Consider the following 23,357-nt stretch of genomic DNA (forward strand, 5'->3'; position numbering starts at 1 on the left):
CTCAGGGGGCGGGGTTCTTCACGTGCACGGGTGGGCGGGGCCACCTCGGCGAGGTATCTGGTCTGACGTTTACAGGTGCGACTCCGGAGCGTTCTGGACGTACTCATCGAGGGTGTCGTTCTTGTACGCGTCCTGGACCTTCTTCAGTTCCTCTTCGTCGACGTTGACGATCGACTGACCATCACTCGATGTTCCGACGCCCGCGGTTGGGGAGGTGAAGAATTCGATGTCGCCGGGGCGGACGTCGCGCATCGCGAAGGCCGTGGCAGAGATGTACTGCGCGTCGAGACCGGAGTCGACGTACATATACGGAGAGAAGTCCTTGACCATGTTCTGGATCTTCTTCGGGTTCGACAGGGTGTCGGCGGAGATGATCTCGTTGGTCAGTCCCCGAATGAAGGCCTGCTGGTTGCGGGCGCGCTGGAAATCGCCGTCCTGGAAGGACTTGCGTTCGCGCACGAAGGTCAGCGCCTCGTCACCGTCGAGGACGTTCTCTCCCTTGGTGAAGGTGTAGCCGTTCTTCTCAAACGCCTGCTCGGAGTTCACGGTCACTCCGCCGAGGCTGTCGGTCAGTGCCTTGAAGCCCTCGAAGTCGATGATCGCGACGTGGTCGAGTTCCGTGCCGATGAAGTCCGAGATCGTGGACACGGCCAGGGGCAGACCACCCGTTGAGAGTGCCGAGTTGATCTTGGCCTTGCCGTGGCCTTCGATGTCGACCCAGCTGTCACGCGGGATCGACATGACTTGCACATCGGATCCGGACTCCGGGATGTGCATGACCATGATCGTGTCCGAGCGCAGTCCGCGAGAATCGTTGACGTCGACCTGGTCCATGGGCTCGTCGGAGCCCAGCAGCAGGATGTTCGTGCCGCCGTCTTCCTTCTGATCGTCAGGACGCTGCGTGCCGAAGATCTGCTCGTCGGTGAGCTTGTTCGCGTTGTTGTCGAAGGTCCGACCCACGTTCCACAGGTAGAGGCCTACACCGAGCACGCCGAGGATGACGATGACGAGCAGGGCGACAAGGATCTTGCGCCACACCTTCTTCTTTTTGCGTTTGGGACGCTGCGGTCGGTCTTCCTGGCTGTCGAACAGATCATCGAAACTGCTGTTGTCCGTCATCGGCACTCCGGGTTTCAGTCAATGCGGCGTGGGTGCCGGCGGGAGAGGATTGCAATATCAGCAATTATATAGCTTTTGTTACATTCCCCCGGACACCTTGCCCCGGTGCTCGGCTGTGTCTTGCCTGTGACCTGGGTTGATCGCTCGCCTGCGACTCGAATGACCGTCGCCGAGGTGACTCGACTCACCGGTAACAACGTCATATCCGTATAGTGGGCGCTTCATGCGCTAGGTAGACTTTGCTGGTGTTCAACAACTATCGGGAAATTCTGTCTCTTCCCGGTGCTCTCAAGTTCTCCTTGGCCGGTCTTGTTGCACGTATGCCCATCGCAGTTCTGGGCCTGGGAATCGTTCTGTTCATCCAGGGCGTCAGCGGCTCCTATGGTCTGGCAGGCATCGTCGCCGCCGTGTACATGATCGTCCAAGCTCTTGCCGGCCCCGGGATCGCGCGCCTTGTCGACCGTCGTGGCCAAGCCACCGTCATGGTGCCCATCGTCATCACCCACCTCGTGGCGCTCTCGCTGCTCATCGTCTCCGTCTACGCAGACTGGTGGGTGGGCCTCATCTTCGTCTTCGCCGGAATCGGCGGTGCCACTGTCGGCTCCGTCGGTTCGCTGGTGCGTTCGCGCTGGTCACACATCGTGGATTCGCCGAAAAAGCTGCAGACCGCCTTCTCCTGGGAGTCCGTCGCCGATGAGCTCCTCTTCGTCACCGGCCCCGTCGTCGCCACCGTGCTCGCCACTGCTGTGTTCCCACCGGCAGGCATCATCCTCTCGATGCTCACCGCCGGGATCGGCTCGGCTCTGCTCTACATCCAGAAGTCGACCGAGCCCCCGCCGATCGAACGCACCACAGAGGCTCGCGGGCACGTGTTCTCCAATCCGGGGATCTTCACGATCATCATCGTCAACGTGTTCCTGGGTGTGAACTTCGGCGCCATCGACGTCATCGCCGTGGCCTTCGCCGACGAGCAGGGTGTGAAGTCCCTGGCCGGCATCCTGCTCAGCGCCTTCGCCCTGGGCTCACTCATCGCCGGTGCGCTCTACGGGTCGAGGAACTGGAACTCTGCAACCCATCACCGTTTCGGCGTCACCGTTGCCCTGCTGGCCATCGGCGCGTGTTCGATGATGCTGGCCCAGGAAATGGTCTCCTATACGATCATCCTGTTCATCGTCGGCTTCACGATCGCCCCGAGCCTCATCGGCGCCAACTCCGTCATCGAGGCACTGGCACCGCCGAGGCGTCTGACTGAGGCCTTCGCCTGGCTGGGCACATCCTTGGGCTTCGGCGTCGCCTTCGGATCGGCCCTCGCCGGCAACATCATCGACGCCGCGAATGCGAAGACGGCGATGCTGCTGCCGGCCGGCTGTGCCATCGTCGGTGCTCTCTTGGCGCTGTCGCTGCTCAAACTGCTCAACCCGAAGCGGTCGAGTCACGAGGTGCGGGTCAACCGACCCGGACGGAACGTGTCGCTGAAGGGTTAGAGAGCGAGGGCCGACGGAGTGATCCTTCTGCGCAGACGAGCAGACTGAAGAGCCCGACGGGGCCGGGCCCCACGCTCGAACCGTGGAACCCCGAGCACCAGCCAGTCCAACTCGGCGAGAGGCCCATCGCGCTCGCGGGCGAGCACCACGCACCACGCACCACGCACCACGCACCACGCACCACGCACCACGCACCACGCACCACGAGCATCAAAACACCGCGTTGCAACGGGAGGTTGTGCCGTTACCGGTAGTGATGGCCGCCAAATGTCAAAGATTCTTGACGTGGCATGTCAATGATGTTTTACTTTTTATGTAAAGAATAGTTGACATCAGGAAACGGGATGGACGTTCAGACTTCGAATCTCAAGCACGTCCGCAAGGCCGCCGGTCTCACGCAGGCCCAACTTGCCCAACGCACCGGCGTCTCGCGTCAGACGATCATCGCCACCGAGCGCGGCGACTACGCACCCAGCGTCTATCTGGCACTGCGCATCGCCCGTTCGCTGGAGACCACAGTGGAAGAAATCTTTTCACTTCAGGAGGAAGCATAATGAACAACAGCAGCGACAGGAAGAACCGCAGCAACGAACTCGCCGACAAGATCGCAGGCTTCAACGACCCGTCGATGGGTGATGAACGCGAGCGCGACGTCATCCTGCGCGCGTATACGCTGGGGGCCGTCGTCTCCACCTACGTGTTCTTCGCGCTCGGACTCATCTTCGCAGTTCTCGGCGCGGGATTGTGGAGTGCATTTATCATCCTCGGCTCCATCGTGACCAGCAGCGCCATTTCGGGGTACTGCAAGCGCGAGAATGTGGACTTCGCGATGTCCATGGCCCGCGTCTCAGCGAAACGGCTGATCGTCGGCAACATCGCCGGCGCGGTGTTCGCCATTGTCTGGGTCAGTGCGATTGTCTTCCACATGAGTGAGGGCCATCCGCTCATCGATGCCGGCATGGGAGCAAGCACCACACTCGGTGCTGCAACCAGCACGTACGCCATCGTCATCGGTGCGACGGTCGGCTTCATCGCTACGATCACCCTCATGACGTTCTCTCGCATACGCAAAATCAAGCAGGCCCGTGCCGAAGCGGCCGCGGCGGCAGATATCGAAGACGAGGACTGACCCACCTCGGCGGTGTGGGCATCTGTTCAACCGACTGCCGGGCCCACGGCGGGCATCACTGCTCTTCTTCGCGGCAACGTCACTTCGCATCACTGCCTGAGCGTCCGTCACCGTTAACGCGAAAACACCCCGGCGCACCGGGGTGTTTTTGCTGTTTGCGGCGACGGACGCACGAGATGCCAAGAATGCGAGCGATGCGCGGAGTGCGCCTCAGGCCCAGTTCTTGTGCGGTGAGGTCTCGCCGACCCCCGGGTTGAAGACGTTGCACGGGTCGAGCTCCTTGAAGTGAGCCTCCATCTCCGGAGGCACCTGGTAGAGGCGACCATAGTTGTGCTCGGCGGGCACGGCCGCTCCGCGTGCCTCGAGCAGCGCCATCATCTGCTTCTTCAAAGCGATCGGGTCGACTCCCTTCTTCGCCACATGATCCTGGTGGAAGACGTGGCAGAAGAAGTGGCCGTAGTAGGAACTGATGTGCAGCTGGTCTGAGATCTCCGTGGGCAGCACCTCGAGCCAATCCTCGTCATCGCGTGTCAGCGCGACGTCGAAGGTGATCATCTCCGAGGAGTCTTCGCGGTGGAGATTGAAGTAGCGGGTCGCAGCACTGGCGGCACCGAAGCGGTGGAGCATGGCGGACTGAGCCTCATCGGCAGTGCAGATGAAGAATTCACCGTCACGGCCCGCCTCGGCGAAGAAGGTCGTGAGGAACTCCTCGGTCCTCTGCTTCTGGTCGCCGCTGACGACGAGGAGCAGATGGTGTTCAAAGCGGTCGCGGTACTCAAGCATTCGGTCCGGCAGCTGCTGCGGCAGCAAGTTGAAGGCACCCTGCGCGATGGAATCGGCGACGGTCTGTCCGAAGAAGGGCAGCTTCGCGAATACCCCGTTCGCCCAGTTCTTCAACGCGAAGAGCTTGATCTGTTCGCGGCTGCCGGCGTGTTTGACGGAGACGAACGTGTCCTTGCCGTACTTCTCGGCGAGGTCGAAGGACGGCCGTCCCATGTACTCACCGGAGATCGGCAGCGGCATGTCCGAGGTCAGGATCGCCCGGCGCAGGGCCTCGAGCTCGGCGGGGCTGTCAGTTCCCACGTAGAAGGTCGTCGAATCCTTCTGTTTGGGGAAGGTCCGCGTGCGCACGGCGAAGACCATCAGCTTGCCGGCCGACCCTGACGCCTCATGAAGGAATTTCGGGTTGGCGTTGTAGCGGGCAGGAGAATCGGTGATCTCGCGGACGTGCTCGCTGTATTCGGTGTCGAGGGTGTCTTCCGGGGGCGGCGTGACATCGGCTTCGTCCCATTCGCCGCGTTGGAGTTTATCGAGGATATGGGCCGGATCATCGCCGAGGCTGATGCCCAGGTGATTGACGAGTTCGACCCTGCCCTCGTCATCGACCCGGGCGAAGATCGCGTGCTTCGTGAAGGCCGGGCCCTTGCGAATCTGGCTGCCGCCGGAGTTGTTCGCGATGCCGCCGACGACCGAAGCACCGATCGACGACGAACCGATCACCGAGTGAGGTTCACGCCCGTGAGGTGCCAGCTTGTCATCGAGTTCGTACAGCGTGGATCCGGCCAGACACACGGCCTCACGAGCATCGTTGATGAGATGGATCTGGTTGATGCGCAGGGTGGAGATGATGACGATCTCACGATCGTAGTCCTGATCGCCGGGACCCGAACCTCCGGTCAGGCCGGTGTTCGCCGACTGTGGGATGACGATGAGATCGTGATCGACGCAGACCTGCAGAGCCCGCCACATATCGACAAGGCTGCCCGGCTTGAGGACAGCGAGCACACTGCCGCCGCCGAAGCGATTGCCTTTGGCGAAGGGTTCCGTCGCCCGAGCGGAGGTGAGCACATGACGACTGCCCATGATGTCGATGAAGGCGCTGACCGCCGGCGCTGGTCTCTGTCGTTGACTTCCGAACATTGTTGATAGCTCCTCTTGCATCGATGCGAACGTTGTTCACTCTACAAACCTGCGGATGGAATGGCGCCTGCGCCCATCCGTTATTTGTTCATGTGTCCCCATCGTCTGACGGGTCATTGTCGGCGCGACCTTCGTGCTGACGTTTTTCAGCACGCATCCGATCCCACTCGGTCAGACGCTTCGCGATGATGTGCTCGTAACCGTTGCTGGTGGGTCGGTACACCTTCTCCGGTTCCATGCCCTCGGGAAAGTAGTTCGCACCGGAAAAGCCCCCCGGCCTGTCCGGGTCATACTCGTAACCCTCCCCGTAGCCGAGGTTCTTCATCAGCTTCGTCGGAGCATTGAGAATATTTGCTGGAGGCATGAGGGAGCCGGTCTTCTTCGCAAGCTTCTTAGCCGCATTGAATCCACGGTAGACGGCGATGGATTTCGGCGCGGTCGCCAGGTAGACGACGGCTTGGGCGATCGCGAGTTCCCCTTCTGGGGAGCCGAGCCGCTCGAACACATCCCATGCCGCCAGCGCTTGTTGGACGGCTTGCGGGTCGGCAATCGCGATGTCTTCGTTGGCGAATCTGACCAGCCGTCGGGCGATGTAGAGGGGATCTTCCCCACCTTCGAGCATTCGTGCCAGCCAATACAGTGAAGCGTCGGGGTCAGAGCCGCGCATTGATTTGTGCAGTGCGGAGATGAGGTTGTAATGCCCCTCTTGAGCCTTGTCGTAGATCGGCGCGCGCTGTTGAACAAGATCGACTAGACCGGAGGTGTCGAGAGTCCCGCTGACGGTTTGAAGCTGCTCGATGAGGTTGAGTAGGTAGCGACCGTCGCCATCGGCCATTGCCACCAGGGCATGTCGTGCCTGCGCATCAAGCGGCAGTTCTCTCTCAGTGGTTTCCTCTGCTCGTTTGATGAGCGTGGTCAGCGCCTCCTCGTCGAGGCGTTTGAGGACGAATACCTGGCAGCGGGAGAGCAGTGCGGAGTTGAGCTCGAAGCTGGGGTTCTCCGTGGTCGCGCCGACGAGTACGACCGTGCCGTCTTCTACGTAGGGGAGGAAGGAGTCCTGCTGGGCGCGGTTGAAGCGGTGGATTTCGTCAACGAACAGCATTGTGCCTTGACCGATCTCGCGTCGCTTGGCCGCTGCCTGGAAGACTTTCCGGAGTTCTGCGACACCGGAGAATGTGGCTGAGACCGACTCGAAGACTAAGTTGGTGCGTTCGGCCAGCAGTCGCGCGATAGTTGTCTTCCCACAACCCGGTGGTCCCCACAGCACCATCGAGACCAGCCTGCGTTCGGCGAGCATCCGACCAATCGGGGCCTCTTCCCCCAGGAGGTGATCTTGCCCGATGACATCGCCGAGGGACTTCGGGCGCAGACGGTCGGCCAAAGGACGGCCAACGTCGTCAGGCTCAAACAATGACGGCGGCTCTTGGCTCACGATGTCACCTCCATCTTCATAGCCTAGGTGCAATGGTGGTTCTGCTCGTGTGAACGGTTCTTGATCGGCAGTTGTTCCCGGGCAAGGTCGTATGAGTCCCGAACGAACTCCTCGACCAAGGTTTGGGTGATGTCTTCGCCGGTGCGGTGATCAACCAACACCATTTCTCAGGGACGGCACCCTGGGGCTTCCCGGCACACAAGGCACATTAAGCTCTGAAACACCCCGCCGCAACAGGGTGTTTCAGAGCTGAATGTAGGCGGTGGCAGGTCGGCCAGCGGCATCGCTGCCAAGCGTTGCAAGATCTCAGGCGCGGCCCTTCTGAATGTTTTGGCCGCCGAGACCCACGATGTCACCCCTTCTGTGTTTATGCCGAACACTTGTCATCTTCGGACCTTGCGGCAGCCGGTGGCGTGCGTGGACACCAGGCGATTAGGGGTCCCGCTTGATCGTCAGTTCAAGTCAGTTCAACCTGAAGCTCTACAATTCTTGAACGTCTCTTGGTGCCTGTGTCAGTGTCACCATGCATGATAGAAGCATGGCGAGTACCTTTGGCTGGATAGCGATTGATCCCACACAGCGAAAACAGATGCTGGAGACCGTGGAGCTGTTTCGCGACAAAGGAACGGTCGACGACCTGGGCATCGGAGCTATCAGAGACGCAATCAGCGACACACTTTTCCCTGGTACCTCTACGCTGCACACTCGCCTACGGTACGTTCTTTTTGTTCCGTGGCTGCTCGAAGAAGCCTCAAATCATGACTCGGTGAAAGAAATGAGTTGGGCGTTCCACGATCTCGAACGTGATTTCATCGATGTGCTCAAAGCTGGAATGGGCCAGACTGCTGAAGGAATCGTTGGACGTCGGGCGGGAAAAAGCGTCCAAAGGGTGCCGAGCGTCATTTACTGGGGGATGATGCTCACTTGGGGAATAGTCGAGTCGGGTCTTTCTACCCAAGACTATTTTCGTCGACACGCGCTGCGTTTAGAGCAATTGCGCAATGCTCCGGCTCGTGAGGAAAACGAACCCCCACTCGAACTGATTCCAACGGGCATCGAGCCCAATCTTCCGCCAGCACCTTCGAAGCTGCTCAGAGACGCGACATTCTCACTACGCCATGAAGAAGCCGCATATCTGTCCGAGCAAATATCTCAAACGTGCGCAGGAAGCCTCCTGGTCCACTTGCTTCACCACGCGCCCGATTCGTGGAAGGAATCACATTCAGCTCCGGAGCACCTTTGGTCCCCCGAAGTTATTGAGACGCTCACCCCCGAATTGCAATCGACAGTCGACCTTGCTGAGCGATTTAGCCTGATCATTCAGGGAGCAAATCTTCTTTACAATCTCTTGCTTGCAGAGGCTACATCCAGTCGCGGCCAGGAGCGATTTCACGATGATCGGGTCGAATATTTTCGGAACGAAATGACGGAGTGGGCGTTCCAGGCACGCGAGATGCGCCCACTAGAAGCTGCAGAGCACACTGCCATCGGAAGCCTTATGGCAGTGCGCAGACGCACTTTCACGAAACAAACACAAGATTTTCTAGCAAGTTGGTTCGAGGCCGCACTCGATCCACTTGCAATCGCAGATTCAGATGCTGCGCGGCAACTGGTACGGCGCCGCGAACTTGCCGTCAAACGCCAGCGTGACCGGCTACGCCCCGGCAACTGGAAAGCATTGGACGCGTGGAGTGGTGCCTCAGGTACTAGTCGCTTCGAGTATCGCTGGGCTTACGCACGACGCCATTTGCAAGATATCTTCGACGGTTTGGAACGTGCATAATGCTCAACCCTGATTCTGCTGTACTACTTTCCGATGCATTGCAGCCACCTCCAGACTTTCGCATCGATACAGCGGTCGCCACGACGTACTCCCTTAATCTCACAGCGATGCTCGTTGCTCCGATGACATTCGCATTTGGCGATATCGACGATGCTCGTGCATTGGATTCCGGCGATCCAGTACAAATACTGGACGCGGTACAGCAGCACGTCGAGCGCATAACCGTCTTCTGTCAGGCGGCAGCCATTCACGTGCCTACATCACACAGCCGAATTCACACCTTTCTTGAGGACAGCATTTTCCAAGTTGAGCCAATGGATGAGAATGCCCTGTTCCACCCCAAGTTGTGGGCCCTGCGATACACCCGCGACTCAGACGATTCTCTTCACCATCGCGTGGTCGTTGGCAGCAAGAACCTCACACTCGATAGCTCCTGGGACACAGTCCTCGTTTTGGATGAAAACTCAGACGGAACGATCGCGGCAGCTCCGGCCGCCGATTTCGTATCGCAGCTTCCCGCGCTCTGCACATATCCCCTCCCCGACAACCGAATCGAAGCAATCAATTCGCTCGCTTCCACCATGCAGTCCGTGAGTCTCGAGCCGCCACATCCTTTCACTGGCGGAGACCTTCTGCCACTCGGACTTTCAGTGAATGACGCTTGGCCGTTTAACACCAAATCACAACGAACACTTGCCATCACTCCGTTCATCACGGCGGGCACCCTCAGTCGACTCCGTTCGACTACATCGGAAGCCACTTTGCTGAGCCGCCCAGCGGCCCTCGACCAGATCGGTACAAGAGGCACCTCCGGCTGGGACCTTCACGTTCTTTCTTCCGGTACAGATCTTGTCGATCGATCCGGCGACGAGTCGACGAAAATCGACGAATTCGCCTCGGTTCCTGCAGACGACACCGAGCCGCCTAGCTCAGGAGAGCTCTCTGGACTCCATGCGAAGACCGTCATCACTGATTTTCTCGATGGACGCTCCTCTGTGGTCACGGGGAGCGCCAACATCACAGCTGCGGCGTGGGAAAGAAATATCGAGTTCAACGCTATCCTCACCGGGCCGACGTCCATGTGCGGCGTCGACGCGGTCCTCGCCGGAAGTTCCAGTGGTGGTGGCCTGCAGATGATCATGGAGCCATATACGCCCGAGGGTGAACTCCCTTCGGACGATCCAGCAATAGCTGCCAGTTACCAGCTAGAAAGCTTCCACCGGGATCTGGTCCGAGCACTTCCGCGTCCCAGGCTTGATGTCATTCCACGCGATGATGCTTCTGCGACTGTGCGTCTCACGCTTGCACTTCCAGACGAAGTCCCTGGAGATACGAGTATCTGGCTGTCGACCGTTTCCGGCCAGAGGCGGGCTCTGGCAGAGGTGACTACTTGGGACATCGCGTTGGAGAACATCACTCCATTCATCGCGGTCGAATCACACAAGGAGGTAGAAGGTTCAAGAGTTACTCGCCGTTGCCTCATCAAGGTCGACGTCGTCGGAGCCCCCCAGGAACGCCGTCGACGCGCACTGGCCGACATTCTCAACTCCTCGGAAAGAGTATTGTCCTACCTAGCTCTTCTGCTTGGCATTGAGGAAACTCCTCGCGCAGGTTCGCTCATTGGTGCCCAGGCCGATACCTCGGCAGTCAAGGACGAGTTCAGAATCGCAGACGATGTAACTTCCGCGGCGTCACCGCCGGTCGTGCTATTCGAACCGCTTGTCCGTGCAGTCGGAAATGACCTCAATGAGCTCGCATCAGTTGCGGATCGAATAAAAGAGCTCAGGGATGTTCCTGAGGTGGAAGCACGTATTCCAGCCGACTTTCTGCAGATGTGGGACGTTGTACTGACGGTCATCGCAGAAAGGCGGGGACGATGACAGGCGAGAACGAACTTTCTTCACGGCCCGACACTGCGTCGATGCTTTCAAGCCTGAAGCCATTTCAGCGAGATACCGTCGATCATGCATTCGAACGTCTCTGGCTTGCCGATGACAGCGTTGACCGTTTCCTCGTCGCTGACGAAGTTGGACTCGGGAAGACTCTTGTCGCGAGAGGTGTTGCCTCCCGCTTAATCGACCGATTATGGCCCACTGGCAAGCCGATCACCATTGTGTACATATGTACCAATGCCCAGATTGCCCGTCAAAACCTCAATAGACTCCGCGATCTGACTAGGGGTTCCGAACAGAGTTTCGCAGATCGCCTCACCTTGCTGCCCAAGACTATGGGCCGAGACGATCGCCAGCGGGTCAACGTCATTTCGTTTACACCAGGAACTTCATTCCGCCTGGGATCAGCCACTGGCAGAGTCCAGGAACGAGCATTATTGCATTGGATGCTCAGGCATATTCTCGATTATGGCCTCCTCAGCAGAACGAGTGCACTCAGATATTTTGCCGATCAAGTTGGTCTAGAGAAATTCGTCGAACGTCTGTCATGGGAGAGTAGCCAGCCTGTCATCGGAAGCGCGCTCATAGCGGACTTTGAGCACTATTTGACCAACACTGCGGGACCCTTCGAAAACACAATACTTGATGACTTGATTGACGAGCTTGAGCATTGGAAGGGTAAACACTCTATCTCGGAAGAGATGGCACGACGGCAACGCAGTATGATCGGTGCTTTACGCATTGCCATGGCGCACGTGTCTGTAGCAAGGCTCGAGCCCGACCTCGTCATACTCGATGAGTTCCAGCGGTTCAAAGACCTATTTCCAGCAGCAGATGCCGATTTGACCTATTTGAGTGACGCTCAACGCCTTGCACAACGAGTCATCTCATCTCACGGCACAAAGTCTCTAGTTCTCTCAGCGACTCCTTACAAGATGTTTACTCTGCCAGATGAGCCAGAGGGAGACGACCACTTTCGCGATTTTCGCGAAACCGTAAAATTTCTGGCTGGTGAAGCGCGATCTGACCGAGTCATGGTCCTCTTGTCCGAGGTCCGCAATGGCATGCTCAGCCGAACTGCCCAAGGCAGAGAGACCGCCGAAGAGGCGAACAGGAAAGCCTCCGCGGAATTGAGCCGCGTAATGGCGCGCACTGAACGGTTAAAAGCCACCTCCAAACGCGACGGCATGCTCGTTGAAAAGCAACTTGCACCTCCTCAGTTGCACCCGTCAGACTTGCACACCTGGATGGCGCTAAGTGATATCACGCAGTTTCTGGGTAGCCACGACGCTTTCGAATACTGGAAATCAGCGTCTTACCCAGTCAATCTCATGGATCCGTCAACCTATCAGTTGAAGGCCAGACTGCTTGAAGCAATCGAAGCTGACGCCACCAGCTGCGCTAGCGTTCTCACCGACCACCCGCGCGGACTGCTTCATTGGAACGATGTGCAGAATTATTCTGCCTTGGACGCCGGCAACCCCAAGATGCGGTCGCTCATTGATGACTTCATGGGCCGCGAAGTATGGAAGTTGGCATGGCTTCCTCCTTCGATGCCCTACTTCGAACCGGTCGGGCCATATGCCTGCGAGGGCGCAAAGACTTTCACTAAACGCCTGGTGTTCTCCTCCTGGAACGTCGTACCCAAAGCAATAGCGACAATGGTCAGCTATGAAACGGAACGAAGGCTTGTCGACCATTCTGCTCGGAGAGTTAAAGGGGAACATCCCGTCTACGAAGGGCGCAGTTCCACGTCGAACATCCGTTTTCAATGGGATGTGAACACTGATCAGCCAGGCAATCTCGAGATGCTGGCGCTGGTACACCCATCCGTCGTGCTTGCACGTCTTGGCGACCCTCTCGAAGTCGCGCGGTCCACCGACCAGCAGCTTCCATTAGATCGGGAACGGCTGCTGGCTATGGTTACTGACCGTATCCAAGTCGCACTCGATAGTCTCGATCCGCCGATTTCAGAACTCACCTACACCGAGCCAAATTCACGGTTGGGTACCGGAAAAGCCTGGTATGGGGTCGCACCCTACCTACTCGACATCGCCGCCGGAATTGACGATCCTGGCCTACTCGAGAACTCTTGGACCTACACCACAGAAGAGGACTCTTCGTCCCGCCTCAGCGATCATGTGGCCTTTGCTGTAGATCCGGATCTCTCCCAATTGGGTCCAATACCTGAGGACCTTGCGAGCGTTCTTGCATTGGCTGCGACATCTGCGCCCGGCGTATGCGCTCTACGAGCACTGAGCCGAGCCACTGGACAAGCTGTGTCGTTGGAAGACGAAGGTCTGCGGCAAGCAGCGCTTCGCGCCTCTCGCGGCTTCGTCTCCTTATTCAATCGCCCGTTCATTACTGCCGCTGTCCGCAGTGCCAAATCCGACGCAGGTATGACCGGAGCTTACTGGCAACAAGTGCTCGAATACTGTGCCGACGGTAATCTGCAGGCGGTGCTGGACGAATATACCCATACCCTGATTGATTCGCTCGGGCTGAGTTCAGATCTACCGATCGAACGAATGAGGCGACTGGCTGATCAGATCGCCTCAACCGCCACCATGCGTACTGCCGAAAGTGTAGTGCACAATTTTGATGTCGACCACGATCAAGTCGTTGTCACTGACCGGCGTATGCGCAATCATATTGCTGCTCGTTTCGGTCGAGTTGAAACTTCAGATTCGGCCGCTGCACGTGAGGCTTCGGTGAGGGACAGCTTCAATTCTCCGTTTTGGCCGTTTGTCCTAGCCAGCACTTCCATGGGACAGGAGGGACTGGATTTCCATACGTATAGTCACTCTGTCGTCCACTGGAACCTTCCGAGCAATCCTGTCGATCTCGAGCAGCGTGAAGGACGTGTCCATCGTTATAAAGGACATGCGATCCGGAAAAACGTTGCTGCAGCACACGGCACAGCAGCATTGGACTTTTCTTACTCAGACCCATGGGAGGCAGTGTTCGACGCCGCAGAATTTGCTGAGCCTCCAGGCAGTTCCCTCATCAGCCCATATTGGGTATACGAGGGTGCAGCGGCAATCGAACGTTACGTTCCAGCAATGCCGCTGAGCCGCGAAATTTCCCAATACTGGCGCTTACGGAGAACACTCGGAGCTTATCGCTCCGTCATGGGCCAGCCCAGACAAGAAGATCTCATCCATCTACTTGGACCAGGCGTTGAGTGGCCGACGATAGATGTCTCTCCACGCCCCAACAGGTCGGAAACTCTCTCGGACCCAGCGTCAGCCGAATCCAAATGACGTGGCTTGCGTCTGCCTCCTGCCGCTGATGGGGAACAGTCGCCGCCTGAATGTACTGTCCGGCGGGGTCACTCAGCGGTGTCGCCTCGACGCCAGCGACACCGCGGAGAGGCTGAGCAGGCAGATCACCGCGACTGCTCCAAGCGAGATGCTGTAGGGCATGACCGGCAGCAGCGCCGCGAGCACCGTGGGCAGCAGGAAGCCGGAGTAGGCCAGCGAATAGTAGACGCCGGTGATTCCTGCGAGGTCCTTCGGTTCCGCGATGGCCTGGACGATGACGAGTCCTGCCACCACGCAGATGCCGTAGGCGATGCCGAGGACGATGGCGACGACGAAGGCCATGATCGGATCAGCTGCGAGCGCCGCGACGACTGCAAGGCCCATGCCGAGTGTCATGAGCGTGAGTCCGACGACGAGCGCACGCCCACCCGTCCACCGGTTGATGCGCGGGACAAGGTTCTGCACCAGGGCTCCGGCGCCCAGGGTGGCGACGGTGAGCACGGTCGCGTACATGGTCGTCCACTCCCCCAATGTGTTTTGGACCAGAGCGGGCATGACCGCGTAAGCGACACCCGCTGCGGCGAAGACCCACGGTGCGGCCGGGATGATGAGGCGGATGAAGGTGCGATGGCCGACCAGCGGTATCCGCAGGCCCCGCCACCAGTGCTGAGCCGAGCGGCGCTCCCTCGTGAGAGTCTCTGGCGCAGTGAAGACGATGAGCAGTGCGCCGATGCTCAAGACAGCGTGAACCGCGTAAGGAATCATTTCGGGAAGCGGCCCCCACTGCGCCAGGCAGCCGGTGACCGCGGCGCCGATGGCGAATCCCACAGTCAGCGTCAGTGCGGGGCGGCGAGCGCCGGCGGTGATGTTGGCCGTGCGGTCGAACGGTGGGGACGAGAGTTCCTTGATCCAGCTCGTGCCCACCGACATCGCCACTCCCACGCCGATCCCCGCCAGCACGCGGCCCACACACAGCAGCCAGAAGAGGTTGAAGCCGATGCCAAGAAGAACACTGCCGATAATGGCGGCGATCGTTCCGGCAATGAGAATCGGTTTGCGTCCGCGTCGATCTGAGAGCGCCGAGGCCACCAGCAGCCCTGGAATCAGCCCGCCGACGTACATTCCGAGCAGGAGGTTGGCCTGCCAGACCGCGTAGCCGCCGTCCTCTTCGTACATGTGCACGAGCGGGGTGAAGTGGTTGCCACCCCAGGCGAGCAGGAACATGGCGGGCACGACGCGAAGCCAAGCTCTGCCTCGGCGTTGGGGCACTGTTGCTACGGAGTGAGAGATTGTCGTTGCGATCTGGTGGTCTGCTGTTTCGGTTGCGGGTTCGGAAGTCATTGCCGGCGATTCTGGGTTGAGTGCTGCGGTTTCCGAGGTCACTGGTTCTCGGGGAAGTGCGAGGACTGAATGTGCTCGCGCACGACCTTTCCGAAGCCCTTGGCCTCGCCGCGTTCTGCGAGATCGGTGAGCTCGGCATGCTCGTCGAAGAGCGTGCGCAGCGAACTGGGCTGATCGATGACCACTTGGTAGGTCAGGCGGGCCAAGCGCGGGCCCATCGTGGTCAGCATCTCCTCGACAATGCTGTTGCCGCCGCTGCGGATGATACGGGCGTGGAAGGCGTAGTCGGCACTGGCGAAGTCGAGTGGATGACTGGCATCCAGAGCCTTCTGCTGCCGGCCGAGGAGCGTGCGCAGGTCTGCCGCCAGCGGCGCGAAGTCGCTGTCGAGAGTCAAGGCCTGGACGGCGTCGGTCTCGAACATGGCGCGCACCGCAAGCAGGTCGCGGCGCTCCTGACGGGTCACCGTGGTCACGATCGCGCCCTTTTTCGGCACGAGGCGGACCAGCCTCCAGCGCTCGAGTTGGAGCATCGCCTCCCGTGCCGGTGTCCGGCTGGCTTTCTGAGCCTCGGCGAGGTCGGCTTCTGTGAGGAGTTGGCCGGGCTCGTAGCGCTGCTCGATGATCTCGCGGGCGGCCCACGCAGCCATCCGCGCTGCGATCGGGGAAGCATCGTCGGTGGTCTCCCACGGGAGCGTCAGCAGGTCTTTCATTCCTCCACGCTATCAGATGCATACATCGATAGATGCATCAGTGATCAGGGAATTGCTGTGTCAAATATTCTTGACATCAAGATGTCAATGATGCTTTACTTTTTATGTAAAGAATCATTGACATTGCAAATGAGGTGCGAGGAAGCAGTATGGATGTTCAGACGTCGAGCCTCAAACAGGTTCGCAAGGCGGCTGGCTACACGCAGGTCCAGCTCGCCCAGCTCACAGGCGTATCGCGTCAGACCATCATCGCCACCGAACGCGGCGACTACGCACCCAGCGTGTACCTAGCTCTGCGGATCGCACACTCCCTCGACACCACTGTCGAAGAGATCTTCTCACTTCAGGAGGAAGCATGAGCAACACTCACAAGGTTCACCGGCCCAACGCTCTGGCCGACCGGATCGCGGGAATCAACGATCCGTCGATGGGAGATGAACGCGAACGCGATGTCATCCTCCGGGCGTATATGTTCGGCTCAGTCCTCACCATCTATGTCTTCCTTGCCCTCGCAGTTCTCTTCGCAGTCATCGGAGCAGGATTCTGGACCCTTCCTCTGCTGCTTGGCTCAGGAGTGTTGAGTGTCGCAGCGGCCAGTTACTGCAAACGTGAGAACGTCGATTTTGACCTCGCAACGGCACTCTCTTCCCCGAGGCGGCTGATCATCTCCTACGTCACATGTGGTGCGTTCGCAATCGCCTGGGTCTTCGCCATCGGGTTCCATCAGATCACCGGCCACCCTCTTGTCCCAGCAGGATTGGGTTCGATCGTGGACAGCGCCAACGGCAGTTCCCTGGTGATCGGCGGGATCGTTGGAATGGTCATTGCGATTGCGGCGATGACCATCACCCGCCAGCGCAAGCTCAAACAGGCCCGCCTCCAGGCCGCTCGGGCCGCCGAACTTGAGGACGAGGACTGAACGCCGAGCCGCCGAGGTGAACGATCGCCTCGGCGGCTCGGCGTTGACCATCACTCGCTTATGAAAACTTCTGAAAACTGCTACATTGACTCCTGGCCTCACGGCCACCACAGCATCGATGACACGACACGCGAAGACCTTTACAGAATCTTCTGACACGGCACGGTCGATCAACAACAACCGTCGACATGTCAGGAGAACTGATGACCTCATCACGCCATTCCCGCTCGCGCTCCACAGGACGCGCTGGGTGGATGATCGCGGTCGCCGCAGCCGCTGCGTTCCTCGCCACCTTCAATGAGACGTTCCTCAACGTCGCGTTCACACCGATCATGCCCGACTTCGGCATCAATGTGAGCAGCGTTCAGTGGCTGACCACCGGATACCTACTCGTCGCCGCGGTCTTCGTCCCCGTCGCGAACGTCCTCTATCACCGTTTCCCCACACGCACACTGTTCATCAGCGTCGTCACGATCATGGTCATCGGATCGATCGTGGGCGCGCTCGCTCCAAGTTTCAGCGTCCTTCTCGTCGGTCGCCTGCTGCAGGCCATCGGCACCGGCCTCCTCACGCCCATCGGCATGAACATCACTCTGGCGGTCTCGCCGCGGGAGAAGCTCGGCATGAACATGGGCATCATGGCCGCCATGACCACGCTTGGACCCTCTCTGGCCATCGTGCTCTCCGGCGCGCTGCTGACCATCGCTCCGTGGACGACCCTGATGTGGGTCTTCGGCGCCCTCTGTGTCGTCGTCCTCATCGCCGGCGCCGTCTTCCTGCGCACCGTGACCGATCTGGGCCGCCCTGTCCTGGACATTCCATCGTTCCTGCTCGTGGCCCTCGCCCTCGTCGGCGTCCTCTACGGTGTGACCGCGGCCTTCGGCGGTTCTGCCCTGATCGCGGGTGGCTCCTTCATCGTCGGGCTCATGACCCTATGGCTCTTCATCGTCCGTCAGCGCCGCATCGACCACCCGCTGCTCGACCTGCGTCCGTTCTCCAGCAAGCCCTTCGTGCTCGGTGTGATCATGACGATGCTGGGCCTGCTCTTCGTCTTCGCGATGAATGTCGTCATTCCACTGTTCCTCCAGGCCGCACGCGGCATGGACCCTCTGGGTGCATCGATCACGCTGGCACCGGGAATCCTGCTGACCGTGATCCTCGGTCCCGTGGCCGGTCGCCTGTTCGATCGCCACGGCGGCAAATGGTCGATTCCTCTCGGCTTCCTCGTCATGGCTGTCTTCGTCACTCTTGTCGGGGTTGCTGCCGGCGGCACGTCGATCCTGCTCTTCGGAATCCTCTATATTCCCGCAGTGCTGGCCACCGCTTTCGTCATCGGACCGGCACAGACCTTTGCGCTGTCCCATCTCGACCGTGAGACCAGCCCGCACGGCGTCACGGTCGTCTCGACGAGCTTCCAGATCGCTGGCTGCGTGGGCACCTCCCTGGCCGCCGGAATCTACGGCGCGCTCAGTGGTGCTCGCATGAGTTCAGGTGCCAGCGAGATCGACTCGCTGCTCACCGGTTTCCACGGATCCGTCGGACTCGTCGTGCTCACCTCAGTCATCGGCGTGGTGCTGGCGATCGTCGCCCACCGGTCGGTGCGCTCCGGCCTTTCGGGAGTCACCGTTGCCGCTGGTGCAGATTCGGAGCCCTCGACGATGCAGTCGATCTGATCCCACGGGCCTCGCCGATAGCGACGCCGTTCACCTCCAGCGATCACGGAACGCTCAGCCCAAGGTGTTGAAGTTCCCGACGAAGATGGCCTCCGGGTCGCGCTCCTCCTTGAGTCGGCGCAGCCGCAGCAGCGATTCTTCGGGCAGTGCATCCGCGAGGCTCTCGCTCGGGTTGAGAAACGTCACGGGCTTGCGTCCGGTCGTCGGCAGAGTCAGCGCCAGATCTGCCTGCTTCTTCGTGATGGACTCAGCGGCCTCCTCGGTGACGGGCAGTCCGAACATGTAGACACTGAACTGTTCACTCAATGCCCCGTGCGGGTTGTCGGTTGCTCGCGCGAGCGCCCCGCCGAGGTGCCTGACCTGCACCGATAGCAGCGGATCGATGGGCGTCTCGAGCAGTGCGTCGAGGGCTGAGTCGTCGAGTGAGGTGAGCAGCTCCGCGCGGGAGCTGCCGGGAACAGGGTCGGTCGGTTCGGCGGTGATGGTTCCCAGATCCGCAACGCTCATCGGTGCACGAGTGTCAGAAAGCGGTGTCGGCAACGCTTCGCTCGCGCGCATCAGACTGCGAGCCTCGGCCTCCTCCCCGAGGGAGGTTGAGTCGATCGCGACCATCGGGTCTGCGCCGGGGAAGCTGAGGAGCTCCAGCCACAGATTCAGATGATCCGGCGCAGTCGCTGTCATCGACCGGAACACCTCGGCGACCTCCCTGGCATGGACGGCTGGCCAGAGTTGGCGCCCACCGAACACCTTCGGAGCCTCGTGCAGCTGAACCTCAAGACCGGTGACGATGACGAGTTCGCTTCCCCCGCCGCGCAGAGCCCAGTAGAGCTCGGGATCCGTATCCGCTGTGACCCGTCGGGCCTGACCCTCGGCGTCGACGATGTCGAATGCGCGGATGTTGTCACCCACCCACCCGAAGGACCGGCCGAACCAGCTCAGGCCACCGCCGAGGGCAACACCGGCCACCGTCACCACTGGTGAACTGCCTGGAAGTCCCGTGAGTCCGTGCTTGGCTGCGGCAATCTGCAGCTGCCCGGCTTTTGTGCCGGATCCGATCGTTGCCGTGCGCTGGCTCAGGTCGATGTCGATCGAATTGAGCTGGGTGGTTCGTAAGAGGATCGCCCCGCCTGCTCGCCCGGTCGCGCCGTGGCCGGACGGTTGGGTCGCGATCGACAGGCCCTGAGCCCGGGCGAAGCGCACAAGATTGCTGATGTCGCCGACGTCAGCCGCCTCGACCACGGCGAGGACGTCCTGGTCGATGGCGCGATTCCATGGTCGATGAACCTCGTCGAAATCTGCGCTGCCGGGGAACCAGAGGCGTCCCTGGACAGTTGCTTGCAGCTGGACAAGAATGGATGTCGGCAGAAGAGTCACAATTGCTCCTTGGCTGGTGTTGGTGCGGATGTTGGTCAGTCCGACATCTGCCGAACGTACCCATGAGTCGTTTCCCACGACGAAAACGTGACGAGTCACCACCGGCAGGATGGCTATGACATCGAATTCGACGCCCCACCCCCTCGCCGATGTGGCCGATCAGTTCTCCTTCCATCGACCCAAGCTGTTCGCCATCGCCTACCGCACAATGGGATCTCCTTGGGCCGCGGAAGACGTGGTGCAGGAGACGTGGATTCGATTGCAACGAGCAGACATCGCGGCCGTCGACAACCTCGAGGCGTGGTTGACGACGGTGACCTCCCGAGTGTGCATCGATCTCATCCGCCGCGACGCCGCGAGACGCGAAGACCTGCGCTGGTCCGCGTCGGCCGAAGAGACGGCGGCGGAGGAAGCGCTGGAGGGTCAACCGGCAGACAGTGCCGTGCTCAAGGTCGATCTGTCGGCTGCTTTGACCATTGTCCTCGATACTTTGGGGCCTCTGGAGCGTCTCGCGTTGGTCTTGCACGACTTCTTCGCGCTGACCTATCACGACATCGCCCCCATCGTCGACCGCACGCCCATCGCGACCCGCCAGCTGGCGTCCCGTGCACGAGCGCGCCTGCGTCGCGTTGACGTCACCAGCGTTCAACACAGGCAAGAGTCTGCGATCACGGCCTTTCTCTCCGCAGCCCGTGAGGGAGATTTCGGCGGTCTGCTCCAACTGCTTGATCCCGAGATCGAACTGCGCAGCGACCCAATGGCCGTGGGGTTGGCCGGGGCTGGTGCAGAATTCGGCGCACCTCTCCTCGATCGCGAAATCGCCGGCTCTGACGCCGTGGCCCGAGTTTTCAACGGACGCGCTCAGGCGACCAGACTTGTCCATATCGATGGCGTTCCCGCTGCCGCGTACCTCGTCGATGGCGCTCCTCGGGCAATCTACTGGTTCCGGTTCGCATATGGCAGGGTCGTCTCCGTCGATGTGCTCGCCGATGAGACGATCCTGGCCTGTCTCGACATCATGGTCTAGGTGTCGTTCAAGAACTCGGAACTCGTAGGCACTGTGGACAACGCCGGTAATACCGGTAACGCAGTCAATACAGAATGCGAGACATTTTTTACTCAACGATCCTTGTCAGTTATTGTAGTCCTCGGCGCTATTCCGCGCTCAACGTCGAGCACAATTACAGAGGAGATTTCCGGGCACCCATGAGCTGGGCATTCGGTGGTGTGATCAACGTGGAATCAGTTATCTGGAGCGCCATCACCCTCAGCCTCATCACCGGAATGCTGTCGAAGGCATTGCCTCGAGTTCCGGGCGCGGTCGTGGGAACCGCGTGGGGAGCCACTGCACTGGCGGTGACCGGAGCTCTTCTCGTCAGAGACACCGCCGACACCAACCTTGAGATCGTTGGGCTCGGGCTCTTAGCCACTTTCCCGGCCTTCCTCACAGGTTTCACCCTGATCAGCCTCGTCGGGGATTGGAAGCGCGAGCTCACCGCCTGACAGCTCTGGCGGTGAGCTCGCAGCCCGAGGAACGCCGTCTCACTCCACTGCTGCTTCACTCCACGAGCTTGCCGACCTGGCTGATCTCCTCGACTCGCATGAGCTCGGCGACCTCGGGATCGACGGCGGGAATACTCTCCTTCACCACCCCGGTCGATGGCGACCACACGAGGTTGACCTGCAGGTTCTCATCCTGCTCGGGGTAGTCGCTGCGGTTGTGGCAGCCACGGGTCTCGCGGCGCTCGAGTGCGCATTCCAGCGTGGCGCGCGCTGCCAGAGCCGAGGATCTGAGGTCGAAGGCGTGTGAGAGGTCGGAGTAGCCGGCGATGTCGGGGTGGATGCCCACGTCGCTCATGCGCGTTTCGATCGACGCGAGCTTCTCGAGCCCTTCGGCCAATCCGGCCTCATCGCGGACGACTCCGGCATGGGCGGTCATGAGGTTGCGGATCTCGCGCTGCAGCGCCCTGACATTCTCCGTCCCCTCGGAGGACAGGAGATCATCGATCTCAGCTCTCGCCTCGGCGATGGCAGATTGCGACCGCACCTGCGCCCCCAGCTCAGACGAGTACGCGATGGCGGACTGACCGACGATGCGGCCGAAGACGAGGAGTTCGATGAGCGAATTGCCGCCGAGGCGGTTGGCCCCGTGCAGCCCGGACGAGGCCTCGCCGATGGCCCAGAGTCCCTCGACGTCGGTGCTGTGCTCGACCGGGTCGACCCACACCCCGCCCATCGAGTAGTGCGCGGTCGGGGCGATCTCGATCGGTGACTGGGTGATGTCGAGCATCTGCGTCTCCATCATCGTCTGGAACACGCGGGGCAGCCGGTTCATGATGGTTTCGCGTGGCAGGTGGGAGACGTCGAGCCAGATGCCGCCGTTCTCCGTGCCGCGGCCCTCGGCGATCTCGGTGTAGGCGGCTAGGGCCACACGGTCGCGGGTGGAGAGTTCCATGCGCTCGGGGTCGTAGCGTTCCATGAACCGCTCTCCCAGTCCGTTGCGTAAGATTCCGCCCTCACCACGTGCGGCTTCGGAGACGAGGGTGCCGGCAGCGTTCTCTGGTTCGATGATGCCTGATGGGTGGAACTGAACGAGCTCGGCGTCGCGCAGGCGGGCTCCTGCCTCGACGGCCAGGCGGAAGGAGTCGCCGGTGTTCTCGTCGCGGCGGGAGGATGTGCGGCGCCAGATCCGGTTGTGGCCACCGGCTGCGAGGATGACCGCGTCGGCATGGATCCGGTAGCGGGAGCCGTCGACGATGTCGAAGCCGAATGCGCCGAAGATGCGACCGTCGGCGACGAGGAGTTTGGTGATGTAGACGCGGTCGAGGATGGGGACATTCAGGGCCTCGGCACGATGAATGAGGGTGCGCTGGATTTCGAGTCCCGTGTAGTCGCCGGCGAAAGCGGTGCGACGCCAGGTGTGGGCGCCGAAGAAGCGCTGCGAGATCCGACCGTCGTCCTCCTTCGCGAAGTCCATTCCGTATCGCTCCAGGTCAGCAATTCCCTGCCCGGCTCCCTGGGTGACGATTTCGACGGTGCGGGGGTTGGCGAGGTCATAGGATTCCTTGATCGTGTCGGCTGCGTGCTGCTGCCAGGAGTCGTCGGGGTCCATCGTGGCCAGGGCCGCGTTGATGCCGCCGGCGGCCAGCGAGGTGTGCGCGTCGTCCTTGGGTCGCTTGCCGACGGCGAGGACGTCGGTGCCGGATTCGGCGACCTCGATCGCGGCGCGCAGGCCGGATCCGCCGGTGCCGATGACCAGCACCGAGGTGGAGATCGTGTGTTCGTGTGCGTGGGCATTTCCCTGTGTGGAGTTCATGT

Annotated in this window: 18 protein-coding genes; 11 read left to right on the forward strand and 7 right to left on the reverse strand. The window is 60.5% G+C overall.

The window, feature by feature from the left end; translation table 11 throughout:
- Positions 1 to 69: 69 nt before the first annotated feature.
- Positions 70 to 1,119 (reverse strand): LCP family protein, encoded by a 1,050-nt coding sequence (locus tag HU144_RS00950; RefSeq protein ID WP_235349723.1) that lies wholly within the window; start codon positions 1,117 to 1,119, stop codon positions 70 to 72.
- Between the two features lie 245 nt (positions 1,120 to 1,364).
- Here HU144_RS00950 and HU144_RS00955 point away from each other — a divergent pair, with 245 nt between their 5' ends.
- From HU144_RS00955 to HU144_RS00965, 3 genes are all read left to right on the forward strand, one after another.
- The gene (locus HU144_RS00955; RefSeq protein WP_235349724.1) at positions 1,365 to 2,603 is read left to right on the forward strand and encodes an MFS transporter; all 1,239 of its coding nucleotides are present in this window, start codon (positions 1,365 to 1,367) and stop codon (positions 2,601 to 2,603) included.
- A gap of 344 nt (positions 2,604 to 2,947) precedes the next feature.
- Positions 2,948 to 3,157, forward strand: coding sequence for a helix-turn-helix transcriptional regulator (locus HU144_RS00960; protein WP_009884585.1), 210 nt, complete (start codon positions 2,948 to 2,950; stop codon positions 3,155 to 3,157).
- On the forward strand, positions 3,157 to 3,732 hold the full coding sequence (locus HU144_RS00965) for a hypothetical protein (RefSeq protein WP_009884586.1): 576 nt from the start codon (positions 3,157 to 3,159) through the stop codon (positions 3,730 to 3,732). Before HU144_RS00960 ends, HU144_RS00965 begins: the two co-directional genes overlap by 1 nt.
- 210 nt (positions 3,733 to 3,942) lie before the next feature.
- Here the strand turns inward: HU144_RS00965 and dld are convergent, their stop codons facing one another.
- Both dld and HU144_RS00975 read right to left on the reverse strand, forming a co-directional pair.
- A complete protein-coding gene (gene dld, locus HU144_RS00970) occupies positions 3,943 to 5,652 on the reverse strand; it encodes a D-lactate dehydrogenase (RefSeq protein ID WP_235349725.1) in 1,710 nt (569 codons plus the stop codon).
- An 88-nt stretch (positions 5,653 to 5,740) separates the two neighbouring features.
- Positions 5,741 to 7,084, reverse strand: a complete 1,344-nt coding sequence (locus HU144_RS00975) for a replication-associated recombination protein A (protein WP_235349726.1) — start codon at positions 7,082 to 7,084, stop codon at positions 5,741 to 5,743.
- A 538-nt stretch (positions 7,085 to 7,622) separates the two neighbouring features.
- On the opposite strand from HU144_RS00975, the gene HU144_RS00980 reads away from it, so the two are divergent.
- From HU144_RS00980 to HU144_RS00990, 3 genes are read left to right on the forward strand one after another with little or no spacing between them, the layout of a single operon-like run.
- Positions 7,623 to 8,867 carry a DUF6361 family protein gene (locus HU144_RS00980; RefSeq protein ID WP_235349727.1) on the forward strand — a complete coding sequence of 415 codons (1,245 nt, stop codon included), beginning with the start codon at positions 7,623 to 7,625 and terminating at the stop codon, positions 8,865 to 8,867.
- Positions 8,867 to 10,747 carry a phospholipase D-like domain-containing protein gene (locus HU144_RS00985; protein WP_235349728.1) on the forward strand — a complete coding sequence of 627 codons (1,881 nt, stop codon included), beginning with the start codon at positions 8,867 to 8,869 and terminating at the stop codon, positions 10,745 to 10,747. Before HU144_RS00980 ends, HU144_RS00985 begins: the two co-directional genes overlap by 1 nt.
- Positions 10,744 to 14,022, forward strand: a complete 3,279-nt coding sequence (locus HU144_RS00990) for a helicase-related protein (protein WP_235349729.1) — start codon at positions 10,744 to 10,746, stop codon at positions 14,020 to 14,022. Before HU144_RS00985 ends, HU144_RS00990 begins: the two co-directional genes overlap by 4 nt.
- A 72-nt stretch (positions 14,023 to 14,094) precedes the next feature.
- Here HU144_RS00990 and HU144_RS00995 read toward each other — a convergent pair whose 3' ends face one another.
- Together HU144_RS00995 and HU144_RS01000 are read right to left on the reverse strand one after the other, a co-directional pair.
- On the reverse strand, positions 14,095 to 15,363 hold the full coding sequence (locus HU144_RS00995; RefSeq protein ID WP_235349730.1) for an MFS transporter: 1,269 nt from the start codon (positions 15,361 to 15,363) through the stop codon (positions 14,095 to 14,097).
- A 38-nt stretch (positions 15,364 to 15,401) separates the two neighbouring features.
- Positions 15,402 to 16,073: a GntR family transcriptional regulator gene (locus HU144_RS01000; protein WP_235349731.1), complete on the reverse strand. Its 672-nt coding sequence runs from the start codon at positions 16,071 to 16,073 to the stop codon at positions 15,402 to 15,404.
- 149 nt (positions 16,074 to 16,222) lie between these two features.
- Here HU144_RS01000 and HU144_RS01005 point away from each other — a divergent pair, with 149 nt between their 5' ends.
- The 3 genes from HU144_RS01005 to HU144_RS01015 all read left to right on the forward strand — a co-directional run bounded on the left by HU144_RS01005 (position 16,223) and on the right by HU144_RS01015 (position 18,665).
- Positions 16,223 to 16,432: a helix-turn-helix transcriptional regulator gene (locus HU144_RS01005; RefSeq protein ID WP_235349732.1), complete on the forward strand. Its 210-nt coding sequence runs from the start codon at positions 16,223 to 16,225 to the stop codon at positions 16,430 to 16,432.
- On the forward strand, positions 16,429 to 16,992 hold the full coding sequence (locus HU144_RS01010; protein WP_235349733.1) for a hypothetical protein: 564 nt from the start codon (positions 16,429 to 16,431) through the stop codon (positions 16,990 to 16,992). The genes HU144_RS01005 and HU144_RS01010 overlap by 4 nt, the downstream gene beginning before the upstream one ends.
- 203 nt (positions 16,993 to 17,195) lie before the next feature.
- Positions 17,196 to 18,665 (forward strand): MFS transporter, encoded by a 1,470-nt coding sequence (locus HU144_RS01015; protein ID WP_235349734.1) that lies wholly within the window; start codon positions 17,196 to 17,198, stop codon positions 18,663 to 18,665.
- A gap of 54 nt (positions 18,666 to 18,719) precedes the next feature.
- On the opposite strand, the gene HU144_RS01020 is transcribed toward HU144_RS01015, so the two are convergent.
- On the reverse strand, positions 18,720 to 20,138 hold the full coding sequence (locus HU144_RS01020; RefSeq protein WP_235349735.1) for an FAD-binding oxidoreductase: 1,419 nt from the start codon (positions 20,136 to 20,138) through the stop codon (positions 18,720 to 18,722).
- Between the two features lie 16 nt (positions 20,139 to 20,154).
- Here HU144_RS01020 and HU144_RS01025 point away from each other — a divergent pair, with 16 nt between their 5' ends.
- Together HU144_RS01025 and HU144_RS01030 are read left to right on the forward strand one after the other, a co-directional pair.
- Positions 20,155 to 21,066, forward strand: coding sequence for a sigma-70 family RNA polymerase sigma factor (locus tag HU144_RS01025; protein WP_235349736.1), 912 nt, complete (start codon positions 20,155 to 20,157; stop codon positions 21,064 to 21,066).
- Positions 21,067 to 21,245: 179 nt separating this feature from the next.
- Positions 21,246 to 21,542, forward strand: a complete 297-nt coding sequence (locus HU144_RS01030; protein WP_096162434.1) for a hypothetical protein — start codon at positions 21,246 to 21,248, stop codon at positions 21,540 to 21,542.
- A gap of 55 nt (positions 21,543 to 21,597) precedes the next feature.
- Here HU144_RS01030 and HU144_RS01035 read toward each other — a convergent pair whose 3' ends face one another.
- Entirely contained in the window at positions 21,598 to 23,355 is a 1,758-nt protein-coding gene (locus HU144_RS01035; RefSeq protein ID WP_235349737.1) for an FAD-dependent oxidoreductase, read from the reverse strand.
- Positions 23,356 to 23,357: the final 2 nt, after the last annotated feature.

It is taken from the genome of Brevibacterium sp. UCMA 11752 (genome assembly GCF_021532235.1).
Classification (GTDB): domain Bacteria; phylum Actinomycetota; class Actinomycetes; order Actinomycetales; family Brevibacteriaceae; genus Brevibacterium; species Brevibacterium antiquum.

What these genes read in the sequence shown, in the direction of transcription:
- HU144_RS00950 (WP_235349723.1), bottom strand. Translation starts at nt 1,119, where the DNA reads ATGACGGACAACAGCAGTTTCGATGATCTGTTCGACAGCCAGGAAGAC.
- HU144_RS00960 (WP_009884585.1), top strand. Translation starts at nt 2,948, where the DNA reads ATGGACGTTCAGACTTCGAATCTCAAGCACGTCCGCAAGGCCGCCGGT.
- HU144_RS00965 (WP_009884586.1), top strand. Translation starts at nt 3,157, where the DNA reads ATGAACAACAGCAGCGACAGGAAGAACCGCAGCAACGAACTCGCCGAC.
- dld (WP_235349725.1), bottom strand. Translation starts at nt 5,652, where the DNA reads ATGTTCGGAAGTCAACGACAGAGACCAGCGCCGGCGGTCAGCGCCTTC.
- HU144_RS00980 (WP_235349727.1), top strand. Translation starts at nt 7,623, where the DNA reads ATGGCGAGTACCTTTGGCTGGATAGCGATTGATCCCACACAGCGAAAA.
- HU144_RS00985 (WP_235349728.1), top strand. Translation starts at nt 8,867, where the DNA reads ATGCTCAACCCTGATTCTGCTGTACTACTTTCCGATGCATTGCAGCCA.
- HU144_RS00990 (WP_235349729.1), top strand. Translation starts at nt 10,744, where the DNA reads ATGACAGGCGAGAACGAACTTTCTTCACGGCCCGACACTGCGTCGATG.
- HU144_RS00995 (WP_235349730.1), bottom strand. Translation starts at nt 15,363, where the DNA reads ATGACTTCCGAACCCGCAACCGAAACAGCAGACCACCAGATCGCAACG.
- HU144_RS01000 (WP_235349731.1), bottom strand. Translation starts at nt 16,073, where the DNA reads ATGAAAGACCTGCTGACGCTCCCGTGGGAGACCACCGACGATGCTTCC.
- HU144_RS01005 (WP_235349732.1), top strand. Translation starts at nt 16,223, where the DNA reads ATGGATGTTCAGACGTCGAGCCTCAAACAGGTTCGCAAGGCGGCTGGC.
- HU144_RS01010 (WP_235349733.1), top strand. Translation starts at nt 16,429, where the DNA reads ATGAGCAACACTCACAAGGTTCACCGGCCCAACGCTCTGGCCGACCGG.
- HU144_RS01015 (WP_235349734.1), top strand. Translation starts at nt 17,196, where the DNA reads ATGACCTCATCACGCCATTCCCGCTCGCGCTCCACAGGACGCGCTGGG.
- HU144_RS01025 (WP_235349736.1), top strand. Translation starts at nt 20,155, where the DNA reads ATGACATCGAATTCGACGCCCCACCCCCTCGCCGATGTGGCCGATCAG.
- HU144_RS01030 (WP_096162434.1), top strand. Translation starts at nt 21,246, where the DNA reads ATGAGCTGGGCATTCGGTGGTGTGATCAACGTGGAATCAGTTATCTGG.
- HU144_RS01035 (WP_235349737.1), bottom strand. Translation starts at nt 23,355, where the DNA reads ATGAACTCCACACAGGGAAATGCCCACGCACACGAACACACGATCTCC.